Source organism: Cognatundibacterium rivi (assembly GCF_018139565.1).
Classification (GTDB): Bacteria; Pseudomonadota; Gammaproteobacteria; order Burkholderiales; family Burkholderiaceae_D; genus Undibacterium; species Undibacterium rivi.
This window is the reverse complement of the sequence record NZ_JAGSPK010000002.1, coordinates 726464-738477: the sequence shown is the minus strand read 5'-3', so window position 1 is coordinate 738477 and position 12014 is coordinate 726464. Positions and strand designations below refer to the sequence as shown.

The following is a 12014-nucleotide window of genomic DNA, read 5'->3' as shown; positions in this document are numbered from 1 at the left end:
TTTTTTTGCTGGACACCCTTCAAGGTGTGAGTCTGTCAGAGATGCAGATTCACACCTTTTCCATTTCTTCGGAATCCAAAGCGATGACATGCGTTTGCAGTATGCCGCGCTCATCGTGCCATTCACGCATGACGCACGGATAACCGTCTTCATCCAGATCGATCACTTTAAAAAATTGCCCTATCATCGATTCAATTAAGATACGTTCGTCTTCGGGAAAATTATTAATAAATTTTTTACTGAGAGTGATGATACGGACAATATCGCCAATAGCGACGGCTTGATTTTTGCAATCGAGGATGGGTGTGGTCATGAATTTAATTTTAAATTGGTGTGGCTGCCATTGTACTGGCAAATTTCCGGACGCAGAAGCGTGCTGACCTTGCCAATGAAAAAGGACTTAAATCAATACTGATTTAAGTCCTTTTGATTTTTTCGCCACTCCGTTCAGAGCTGGCTCAGGTCTGACTATATCAGCTGGCTTTTACATTCTTTTCACGGGCAACCATATACAGAGTCAAAATGATGACGGCATACGGAATCAGCGTTAATCCATTCGCGTAAGCACCTTCAAAGAATGGATTGTGCGCAGTAGCCCAGTCACCAATTGCTTTGTCGAAGCCCGTCAGGATACCGGCAGTAAATGCAATCACGATGCCAGCCAATGCACCGCCTGCGATGTAGCCGGAAGACAGCAAGACACCAGAACTGCGATCGCCAGCGGCCTGCATTTCTTCCTCATTCAGCGATTTATACTGATCGAGTTTGTTGTTACGGCGGTCCACCAGCCAGCGTATCATGCCACCGATAAACAAAGGTGCAGACGAAGATAATGGCAGATAGACACCGACCGCGAATGCCAGCGACGGGATGCCCGCCATTTCCAGCACCAGTGCGATCATGACGCCAAACAAGACCAGAGTCCAAGGCAGTTGCTGATCAAGTATGCCCTTGATGATGTAAGACATCAGTACCGCTTTCGGCGCATCATATTTCTTGACTTCCGTACCATCAGGGCGCTTGTTGTAAGCACCGTTGATACCCGGATCAACCAGATACACAGCTTTGCCTGCGGTATCGACCAGATATTTACCTGCCGGGCCGCCAACGGTATCGGTTTTATGCCAGACTTTGTAACTCGCTTTATCCTGCTCTGCCTGCGGACCTTGCAAACTGGCGGTTTCCGTCAGTTTACTGGCGTCCGTGCTCAATGCCGGTGCGACCTGTGCGGCTGGCACATACACCGTGCCAGCATCGTTCAGTTTCAACAGAATCGGGCCGAGTATCAGCGCAGATGACAGAGCACCGGCCAGAATCGCGTATTGTTGCAGGCGTGGTGTTGATCCCACCAGATAGCCGGTTTTTAAGTCTTGCGAAGTCGTGCCACCGTTGCTCGAAGCGATACAGACAATCGCGCCGACCGACAAAGCAGTAACGTAATACTGACCACCAGTCCAACCCATCAGCAAGAAAATCAGGCAAGTGAATAACAGCGTGGCCACTGTCATGCCAGAAATCGGATTGGATGAGGAGCCGATTTCACCGGTCAGACGCGATGAGACGGTGACAAACAGAAAACCGAATACCAGGATCAGCAAAGCACCAAGAAAATTCATGTGCAATGGTGTGGCAAAGGTGATGATGGCAATGATGGCGAGTGCGCCGATCACAACCCATTTCATCGGAATATCCTGATCCGTGCGCAATGTCGCAGCAGCATCATTTTTACCATTGCGCATACCAGCCAGACCAGCCGAAAGGCTGCGCCAGATGGTTGGCATCGCGCGTACCAGACTGATCAAGCCACCTGCAGCAACGGCACCGGCACCGATATACAAAATGTAGGCGCTGCGAATATCATGCGGGCTCATTTCGCTAATGAGTTTGGTCGCCGGTGCCAGTGGTGTTAGCAGTGCATCGCCAAAAAATTTGATCATCGGTATCAGCAACAGGTAAGACATGACGCCACCAGCAGCCATCACGGCGGCGATGCGCGGGCCGATGATGTAGCCAACGCCAAGCAATTCTGGCGACACTTCCGCGCCGAGAGAACCAGCTTTGAGCGGCGCGCCGAACGTGACTTCCGGCGTGTCTTTCCAGCCTTTAAACGCAACGTTCGCAATTTTGTACAGCAAGCCTATACCGAAACCCGCAAAGATAATTTTGGCGCGGCGATTGGCGTCATCCTGTGCGTGCGGATTGCTGCTTTCTCCTGCAGCTTCGCGTGAGGTATCGGTCGCTGCGGCTTTCAACACTTCTGCACATGCGGTGCCTTCCGGATATTTCAGTTCACCATGCTTTTCGACGATCATCGTCCGGCGCATAGGAATCATCATCAGGATGCCCAGTAAGCCGCCGAGACAGCCGACCAGCATTACTCGCGAAATTTCCAGATCAAAACCCAGAATCAGTATTGCTGGCATGGTGACACCGAGACCAAACGCCAGCGACTCACCAGCTGAACCAGCGGTCTGTGTAATGCTGTTTTCAAGAATGGTTGAATCTTTGCCACCGAACTTATTAAACAGGCGGAACAGCGTGATCGCGATGACAGCGACCGGAATCGACGCGCTGACCGTTAAGCCGACTTTGAGCACCAGATACAGCGACGAAGCACCAAAGATCATACCGAGAATGACGCCCATGATTAAAGCGCGTGCTGTCATTTCCGGTAGTTGTGCCGATGCCGGTATGTACGGCTTGAATGAAGAAGCTGACGTTTCTTTTGGCATTGAATACCCTTTTTTATTGTCAATGAAGAGCCCGTATTGCGTATTCCCCCGGGCCCGCCTGATATTGCTTATCGTATTACCTTGTAACGAAACGTTAAGCAATTAACACCGATCGCGCATTATCACGCTTTTTTTCTTTTCTGCGCAATCGTATGCGCACTGTGCTGCGAAATATTTACTGGTCGTCACCGGATCACTCGCCTGCACGGAATGAGCATGCGTAAAGGATTCAGCGCAATGATGCTGAATCCTTTGCGCAACTGGTCACAACGACTGCCTTTCTTCCTGCGGACTTAACGTTGGTAAAACGCTGATGCCACGAATAATAGGATTGCGCCACGCGAATACTGCCAGCAGCAGTGCTGTAACGCCTGCGAACGCCAGTGAATAATGCAGACCGGCGTGTTCGCCCATCCAGCCACCGATCAGCGCACCGGGTCCTGCGGGTAACAGGATCAGCCAGCGCATGGTGCTGGTCATGCGTCCCAACATAGGCTCGGGGGTGACCGCCTGACGTAAAGCGAGGAAATTGATGAAAATCAGCACCGCCCCGACAGAAAAACACATCAGCATTAAAGCGAATGCCGCAATGCCCCAGTGATTGACTGGCGCGATGGCCAGCAAACTCCAGCCTGCGCCGCAGATCGTGATGCCCAGCACCATACAAGGCCCTGGGCCGATCGCGCGGCTGATGCGATAACCATAAACGCTGGCAAGGATGGTACCCAGGCCCATGCCCATATAACTCAGGCCGACGGTTTGTTCTGATAAACCGAGGATGCGGGTCGCATACAAAATCTGCACCACTAAAGCGGCGTTATAGCAAAGTTGCCAGCCGCCGACGGTTGCTGCCAGTGCCAGTAACAGCGGTTTTTTCGCGACGAAATGGACACCGGCTTTCAGGTCGCGCCAAAACGCCGCATCCTTCGCAACCGGGCGATGTTCGGTCACTTTGATACCGCGCAGTATCATCGCCGAGCTGATCAGCAAAGCGGCGTCAGCGATCAAGGCAAGTGGTGCGCCAAGCAGTTTGATCAAGGCGCCTGCAGTCGCCGGTCCGGCAACTTCAGCGCCGGAGGTTGCCAGCGCATTTTTTGCATGCGCTTCGACCAGACGTTCACGCGGCACGATTTGCGTCAAAACGATTTGTGCTGCGGTTCCGGCCATGGTATTTACCATGCCAATGATAAAGCCGACGACATACAGCCAGCGCATGCTCACCAACTCCAGCCACCATGCCACCGGTACGCTGATGACGGCCAATCCTATGATGGTTTCGCCCGCGATATAGACCGGCAGTTTGCGCATGCGGTCAAGCCAGACGCCTGTAGGCAGCGACAGTAATACAAACGGCAGTGTTTCCATCATCGTCAGTATGCCCATCTGGCTGGCGCTGGCATTCAGCATCACCGCGGCGGTTAGTGGCAAGGCCAGCATGGTGATCTGCGCACCGAACGAACTGATCAGTATCGACGTCCAGAGACGACGGTAAATCAGGCCCCGTAACAGATCGTTGGCTTGCAGCGAAAATCGCCGTTGTAAAAAATTCTTGCGCATGAATGACGTCTGGTTTTGTTTTTTGTTCACACGATCGCTGCGGCGTTGTCGTGCTGAATGAGATCATGATTGTTCATTATTGTTTTATGTACGCAGAGCCGCGCTGCATCAGCGATTACAATGTCGGCTGCCGTACATGAATGGGATGCTTGTTAAGTTTTATTTCTTACGGCGCTGCTGCCCGGTGTGTGCGTATGCATCAGGTCGCACAATAATGAGATTGATAGATACTCTGACACAGTTTTAGTTCCGGTGAATAAAAAATATGTTTGCACAAGCGATAGTCGTGATCGACTTTGAAACCTCGGGCATGAGTCCGGAGCAGGGTGGGCGGGTGACTGAAGTCGCGGCCTTACGCGTGGTCGGTGGAGAAGTCGTGGACCGTTATGTGTCCCTGATTAATTGTGGTGTACGGATTCCGTATTTCATTACCGAACTGACGGGTATTACGCAGACCATGGTGGATCGTGCCCCGGCCGTCAGTGAGGTGATGCCGGCGCTGGTGGAATTTATCGGCAACGATACTCTGGTTGCTCATAACGCCAGTTTCGATGAAAAATTTCTGAAGGCCGAGAGTGACCGCCAGGGCTTGTGGCCTGAGCATGATGGACTGGTATGCTCGGTCAAACTTGCGCGGCGGATTTTCCCCGGTATGGCAAGTTATTCGCTGGGGCGGCTGGCGGCGGCACTTGGTATCCGTTTTCAGGGCGCGGCGCACAGAGCCGAGGCGGATGCTGAAGTCACTGCAGCGTTAATGCTGCATGTTGCAGAAGAATTGCAGCGGCGTTATGCCGTTGCGGCGATTGATCCGCAATTACTGATTGCAGTGAATCAGCTCAGTGCTGCCAAGGTGCCGGCATTTTTGAAAAAGCAGTTTGCTGCGGCGTGAATGTGCAACGGGTCGTCGGCAGAGTTGCGGCGGACGAGGCATAATCGCGGCCTGATATTGAATTGACGAAAGAATTCTGACGATGAACCAGCCACAAAAATACCGGCACTACAAAGGTGGTGTGTACGAATTGGTTTGCGAAGCAATACAAGAATCGGATCTCAGCCCGGTGATCGTTTATCGTTCACACAATGGCAGTATCTGGACGCGCCCGAAGGCGGTATTTTTTGAGATGGTCGAGGTCGATGGTGTTCGCGTGCCACGTTTTGCCGCGATTGACGACGATGAGGTGCGAACCACCTCGTAACAGAAGACGGTTGTCAGCTTGCCTGATCTTGTTTTGTCACTGCCTGATCGCGCCGGATCATGCAGAACTGTGCCGAATGATGCCAAATAGTGCCAAAATATACTCCCCCCAGTATATTAAAAGCCCCTTTATTGATAAGGACATAAAGGCAAAATAGGCAGATACTCCCCCTAAAATCGTTGTAACAGAAAATTTAACCGACGAAATCAGCCCATTGTTAATGTGTTTTTGCCCGATACCGCTCCCGCGAGGGAAACCGGGTTTCGTGAGAAAATACCCGCACTCATTTACAGGAGAAATCATGAAACGTCTTATCCTCGCTATATCACTGACTTTGCTGGGCGCACAGGCGCAGATCAGCGCGCAGGAAGTGTTGCGCTTGTCGACCACGACCAGTACCGAAAATTCCGGTTTGCTAAAAGCCATTTTGCCGGATTTTGAAGCGAAAACGCACATGAAAGTGCATGTGATTTCCGTCGGCACAGGCAAGGCACTGGAGCTGGCGAAAAACGGCGACGTCGATGTGACCTTAGTGCATGCGCGCGCAGCGGAAGATAAATTCGTTGCCGAAGGCCATGGCATTAATCGCCGCGACGTGATGTACAACGACTTCATTATTGTCGGCCCGGTAGCGGATCCTGCTGGTCTGAAAGGTAGCAAAGATGTGATCAACGCTTTGCGCAAACTGGTAGCCAGCAAAGCGAAATTTATTTCCCGCGGCGATAATTCCGGTACAGATCAGATGGAGCAGGCGTACTGGAAAGAAGCGGGCGTGAAACCGACTGGCAGTACCTACGTTTCTGCTGGTCTGGGGATGGGCGAAGTGCTGACAATGGCAGCGCAGATGCAGGCGTATACGCTGACTGACCGCGCAACTTACGGCGCGTATAAAGCGAAGACCGGATTGGATGTACAGGTCGAGGGCGACGCCAAAATGTTTAATCCTTACGGCATCATTGCAGTCAATCCTGCGAAGTACAAAGACATCAATATCCGCGGCGCGAATAGCCTAATCGAATGGATGACTTCGGCAGAAGGCCAGAAGAAAATTGCCGACTATAAAGTCGATGGCCAGCAATTGTTTTTCCCTTCGTATAAAAAATAAGCTGCGTAAGTCCTATTAGTTTCTTTAGTTTTAATCGCAACAGTGATTATCAGACTATCAGACGATGTTCACTGTTGCACACATCATTTTCTCTGCATGAAAGTGTAGGGCTGATGTCTTACCATCATGAATAATCAATATGGATAGTGTCGATCTCGAAGTGCTCAAATCCTGCGATGTCTGGGTCAAAAGCGGGCGTCGTTGCGAGTTGGTGACGGTCATCAAGACCTGGGGCTCCAGCCCGCGTCCCGAGGGCTCGATGCTGGGCATTTGCGAAGATGGGCGGGTTGTTGGCTCGGTTTCCGGTGGCTGCATAGAGGATGATCTGATTGCCCGTGTTCAGGAACATGGGATTACCCGTATTGCCCCGGAAATTGTCACATACGGTATTTCTGCTGATGAAGCGCATCGTTTTGGCTTACCTTGCGGCGGTACGATACAACTGGCGATAGAACCCTTGACTGACAGCAGCAGGATAGGCGAATTGCTCGACAGACTCGCTGACCATGAACTGACAACGCGTGAGTTAGATCTTGTCTCGGGTGCGGTAACCTTGCGTAAAGCCGATGCGCATGCGCAACTGGCGCTGACATCAGAATACCTGATCACAGTGCACGGCCCACGCTGGCGCTTGCTGATTATCGGCGCTGGTCAGCTGTCACGTTTTTTGGCGAGCATTGCGGTGGGGATGGATTATCAAGTGATCGTGTGCGATCCACGCGAAGAATATCGCGTCGGCTGGCAGGTGGACGGTGTGCAGGTCGTCCATGCGATGCCGGATGATCTTGTGCTTGAGATGCAACTCGACAGCCGCAGCGCCGTGGTGGCTTTGACGCATGATCCTAAACTCGATGATCTGGCACTGATGGAAGCGTTAAAGACCGAGGCGTTTTATGTCGGTGCGATCGGCTCCCGCCTGAATAATGCGAAGCGGCGCGAGCGTCTGACACAGTTTGATGTCAGTGAAGCGCAACTCGCAAAATTGCATGGTCCGGTCGGTTTGTATATCGGCAGCAAGACGCCGGCTGAGATTGCGATTTCCATTCTGGCGGAAATGACCGCTGTCAAAAATAAAGTGCAACTTCCCGTTGGTATGCGTGTTGAAGAAGCAAAAACGCTGGCGGCACAGGCTGCCTCTGACGCGGTTTGCGGCATCTGATCGTCGCGACCGGTGTTTTCTGCAGTGCCGCAGATGTAATAAGCTGCGTAATAAGCTTAATTCACGGGGCGATTTCGCGTAAAATTCCACCCAATATTAATCGGGCAGGAGATTTTGCATGAGTATCAAATCAGATAAATGGATACGCCGGATGGCGGAGTCGTCGAACATGATAGAGCCGTTTGAGGCTGGTCAGGTGCGTGAGCGTGATGGTCAACGCATCGTCAGCTACGGTACTTCATCGTATGGCTACGATATCCGTTGCGCCGACGAATTCAAGATCTTCACCAACATCAACAGCACGATCGTTGACCCGAAAAATTTCGATGAAAAATCGTTTGTCGATTTCAAAGGCGATGTCTGCATTATTCCGCCGAATTCATTTGCGCTGGCACGAACCATGGAATATTTCCGTATTCCGCGCAATGTGCTGACGATTTGCCTCGGTAAGTCAACCTACGCGCGTTGCGGCATTATTGTCAACGTGACGCCGTTTGAACCTGAATGGGAAGGCTACGTAACGCTGGAATTCTCGAATACCACGCCGCTGCCAGCCAAGATTTATGCAGGCGAAGGTTGTGCGCAGGTCTTGTTTTTCGAAAGCGACGAAGTATGTGAAACCTCATACAAAGATCGTGGCGGAAAATATCAGGGGCAGCATGGCGTGACTTTGCCAAAAACCTGATGCAGTCGCCATTGTCTGGCGTTTCGGTAAACAAAAACGGACGGTGATTCAACGCGTCCGTTTTTGTTTTATGGCTGTGAAGATGCGTAACTTAATCCATCTCTGCCAGGGTCTGATGCACAAACGCAGACAAAATTAATCTGGATTGCGGCGTCAGATTAATAAACTCGAAACCGAGGCGGAATTCTTCGCCGGTTTCGGTGACGGCCACCGAACGCAAAATTACGTCCAGCACCAGATACTCATCGTTGCCGGCGGCATTGACTTTGAATTTGATGACGCCAACATCGCCTTTTTTTCCTATCGATTTTTTTACTACTCCGGAAGTGCCACCCATGCTGAGGTCTCCCAGTGTGGCGGCAGCAGTTTGCTCCGGATTACCGATCGTGACAGAAGCGATGATTTTGACGGTTGCGCGCGCGCCCTGGCGGATGGTGGTGGAGCGCACCTGTCTCGGATAGCTGAGGTGCAGATACGAAAAGGGCATGTACACGTATTTGAGCAGATTCGCGGTAAACGCATAGGCTTTTTTACCGGGAAAAGCACGAATGATAAATGCCTGTCCTTCACGGATAGACGCAGATCGGCCATCGATTGTCGGCGCAGTGACGAGCAGCGATTTATTTTTCACATAGCCTATCAGTCTGACCGTGTAGCGAGTTGCTGCCTGATCATGCGTTTGCAGATGAAATACTTCGCCGACGGTCCAGCGCACACTGTCGAGCTCGACAATGGTTTCTTTATTCAGTTCTTCTGCTGGTTTTGATATCGTGTCGGGTACGGTTTTCGCGCCAAGTTGTTCCAGACTTGGCAGTTTTGAAGGGATGCTATCCCACAAATTATTCGCATCGCAGTAGCCGACTTCTAACAGATGATTCAGTTGCTGTTGATCTGCAATGTGAACGCCTGATTTAAATAATATCTGACCAGCCTGATTGTAAATGGGCCAGTTTATCGTCTGGCCGACGGCAACGTCGGCATGTTTCAGAGACATTAATCCTTGTACTTCACCCATCTGTCATTTCCATCAATTGTGCGCAGCGCATTGTTATTCTGTGATCGGCAGCAGACTGTACCTTTACTGCAGGCCGCCCAGTTATTCCGGTGTTACATGATTGCATGTAACAATAAAACAAGCACCTGAAAATTGAAAGATTTTCAGGTGCTTTTGATGTTTTATCAGGGCTTGCGTGAGGTTTATTTGCCGTTTTCTGCGCCGAGTTTCACACAGTCAACAAAGTAACCCAATTTGCCATTCAGCTCTGCTTTGACCAGTCCGTGACAGTCGGTTTCGAATCCGGGGAAACGATCATTGAAGTCGCGGACAAAACGCAGATAATCAACGATAGTGCGGTTAAAGCGTTCGCCTGGAATTAACAGCGGAATGCCCGGTGGATACGGAGTCAGCAGAATTGCGGTGACACGTCCTTCCAGATCATCAATCGAAACACGCTCAATCTCGCGGTGCGCCATCATTGCAAATGCGTCGGATGGTTTCATCGCCGGCTGCATATCAGACAGATACATTTCTGTGGTCAGACGGGCGACATCGTGACCTTTGTAGGCTTCATGAATGCCTTGGCAAAGGTCTTTCAGTCCGGCACCTTCATAACGTGGATTGGCAGCGGCAAACTCCGGCAAAATGCGCCAGATAGGCTGATTTTTGTCGTAATCATCTTTGAATTGCTGCAACGCTGTCAGCAATGTGTTCCAGCGGCCTTTGGTAATGCCGATGGTAAACATGATGAAGAAGGAATACAGACCGCACTTTTCAACGATCACGCCGTGTTCTGCCAGATACTTGGTCACGATGGACGCCGGAATACCTGTATCGCCAAATTTGCCTTCCAGTGATAAACCCGGGGTGACGATGGTCGCCTTGATCGGGTCCAGCATGTTGAAGCCAGAAGCGAGGTTGCCGAAACCGTGCCAGTTATCTTCAGCGCGTATCACCCAGTCTTCGCGTGAGCCTATGCCGTCATCTGAAAATTCTTCCGGTCCCCAAACCTGGAACCACCAGTCTTTACCCCATTCCTGATCGACTTTACGCATCGCACGGCGGAAATCCAGTGCTTCCAGAATCGACTCTTCCACCAGCGCGGTGCCGCCCGGCGCTTCCATCATCGCGGCAGCCACATCGCATGATGCGATGATGGAGTATTGCGGCGAGGTTGAGGTATGCATCAGGTAAGCTTCATTGAAGCTGTCGCGATCCAGTTTAACGGTCTGTGATTCACGCACCAGAATTTGCGATGCCTGAGAAATTCCTGCCAGCAATTTATGTGTCGATTGCGTCGAGAAAATCATCGATTGCTTGGCGCGCGGCCTATCCTTACCTATCGCATGCATGTCTTTGTAGAACTCATGGAAGGTCGCATGTGGTAACCACGCTTCGTCGAAATGCAGCGTGTCGATTTCGCCATCCAGCAAGTCTTTCAGCACTTCGACGTTGTACAGCACGCCATCGTAAGTCGATTGTGTGATGGTCAGAATGCGTGGTTTCTTATTTTTAGCTTCGCGTGCAAACGGATTTGCTTCAATCTTGCGGCGTATGCTTTCCATGCTGAATTCTTCCAGCGGAATCGGGCCGATAATGCCGAGATGATTACGGGTCGGCATCAGGAAAACCGGGATCGCGCCGCACATAATTATCGAATGCAAAATCGATTTGTGGCAGTTGCGGTCAACCACCACGATGTCGCCGGGCGCTACAGTGGAATGCCATACCATTTTGTTCGAGGTCGACGTGCCGTTGGTGACGAAGTAGCAGTGATCCGCATTGAAAATGCGTGCGGCATTGCGTTCTGAAGCAGCTACCGGGCCGGTATGATCGAGCAATTGGCCGAGTTCTTCAACGGCGTTACAGACGTCGGCACGCAGCATGTTTTCACCAAAAAATTGATGGAACATCTGACCTATCGGTGACTTCAGAAACGCCACGCCGCCGGAGTGACCCGGGCAGTGCCACGAATATGAACCATCATTCGCATAATGCACCAGCGCGCGGAAGAATGGTGGTGCCAGGCTGTCCAGATAAGACTTGGCTTCGCGGATGATATGGCGTGCGACGAATTCAGGCGTATCTTCAAACATGTGAATGAAGCCATGTAATTCGCGCAGGATATCATTTGGAATGTGGCGCGACGTGCGTGTTTCACCGTACAGATAAATCGGGATATCCGCATTTTTGTAACGGATTTCTTCTACGAAGGCGCGCAGCGATTTCAGCGCATAATCAGTTTCTTCGTCGGTGCCGCCGCCAAACTCTTCGTCATCAATCGAGAGAATGAAAGCAGAGGCGCGCGATTGCTGTTGCGCAAACTGGGACAAGTCGCCATAGCTGGTTACACCCAGCACTTCCATGCCCTCAGTTTCGATCGCGTCAGCGAGTGCGCGGATGCCAAGACCTGAGGTGTTTTCAGAACGGAAGTCTTCGTCAATGATGACGATGGGGAAGCGGAATTTCATTGAGGTCTCCAAAAAAGCCTGGTACGGGGGAGACGCCTGGGCAAGTTAAATCAACCGCTTGCGCGCCGAAAAATTCAAAGAAGCGAATTCTCTCAGATATGTGGTCTGTCAT

10 protein-coding genes are annotated in these 12014 nt (G+C 51.3%); 5 read left to right on the top strand and 5 right to left on the bottom strand.

Annotated features, from left to right (window positions below; all coding sequences use genetic code 11):
• Positions 1-49: 49 nt before the first annotated feature.
• The 3 genes from KDM87_RS07765 to KDM87_RS07755 form a co-directional block, all read right to left on the bottom strand.
• Positions 50-313, bottom strand: a complete 264-nt coding sequence (locus tag KDM87_RS07765) for a hypothetical protein (RefSeq protein ID WP_212678521.1) — start codon at positions 311-313, stop codon at positions 50-52.
• A 160-nt stretch (positions 314-473) separates the two neighbouring features.
• Positions 474-2732, bottom strand: coding sequence for an OPT family oligopeptide transporter (locus tag KDM87_RS07760; protein WP_212678520.1), 2259 nt, complete (start codon positions 2730-2732; stop codon positions 474-476).
• A 264-nt stretch (positions 2733-2996) separates the two neighbouring features.
• The gene (locus KDM87_RS07755; RefSeq protein WP_212678519.1) at positions 2997-4289 is read right to left on the bottom strand and encodes an MFS transporter; all 1293 of its coding nucleotides are present in this window, start codon (positions 4287-4289) and stop codon (positions 2997-2999) included.
• A gap of 265 nt (positions 4290-4554) precedes the next feature.
• On the opposite strand from KDM87_RS07755, the gene KDM87_RS07750 reads away from it, so the two are divergent.
• The 5 genes from KDM87_RS07750 (at position 4555) to dcd (ending at position 8434) form a co-directional block, all read left to right on the top strand.
• Positions 4555-5178, top strand: coding sequence for a 3'-5' exonuclease (locus KDM87_RS07750; RefSeq protein WP_212678518.1), 624 nt, complete (start codon positions 4555-4557; stop codon positions 5176-5178).
• A gap of 82 nt (positions 5179-5260) precedes the next feature.
• A complete protein-coding gene (locus KDM87_RS07745) occupies positions 5261-5485 on the top strand; it encodes a DUF1653 domain-containing protein (protein WP_212678517.1) in 225 nt (74 codons plus the stop codon).
• Positions 5486-5786: 301 nt separating this feature from the next.
• Entirely contained in the window at positions 5787-6590 is an 804-nt protein-coding gene (locus tag KDM87_RS07740) for an ABC transporter substrate-binding protein (protein WP_212678516.1), read from the top strand.
• 139 nt (positions 6591-6729) lie between these two features.
• Positions 6730-7749: an XdhC family protein gene (locus KDM87_RS07735; protein WP_212678515.1), complete on the top strand. Its 1020-nt coding sequence runs from the start codon at positions 6730-6732 to the stop codon at positions 7747-7749.
• Positions 7750-7867: 118 nt separating this feature from the next.
• Positions 7868-8434, top strand: a complete 567-nt coding sequence (dcd, locus tag KDM87_RS07730; RefSeq protein ID WP_212678514.1) for a dCTP deaminase — start codon at positions 7868-7870, stop codon at positions 8432-8434.
• Positions 8435-8525: 91 nt separating this feature from the next.
• Here dcd and KDM87_RS07725 read toward each other — a convergent pair whose 3' ends face one another.
• Both KDM87_RS07725 and KDM87_RS07720 read right to left on the bottom strand, forming a co-directional pair.
• A complete protein-coding gene (locus tag KDM87_RS07725; protein ID WP_212678513.1) occupies positions 8526-9449 on the bottom strand; it encodes a flagellar brake protein in 924 nt (307 codons plus the stop codon).
• A 182-nt stretch (positions 9450-9631) separates the two neighbouring features.
• Positions 9632-11902, bottom strand: a complete 2271-nt coding sequence (locus KDM87_RS07720) for an arginine/lysine/ornithine decarboxylase (protein ID WP_212678512.1) — start codon at positions 11900-11902, stop codon at positions 9632-9634.
• Positions 11903-12014 lie beyond the last annotated feature (112 nt).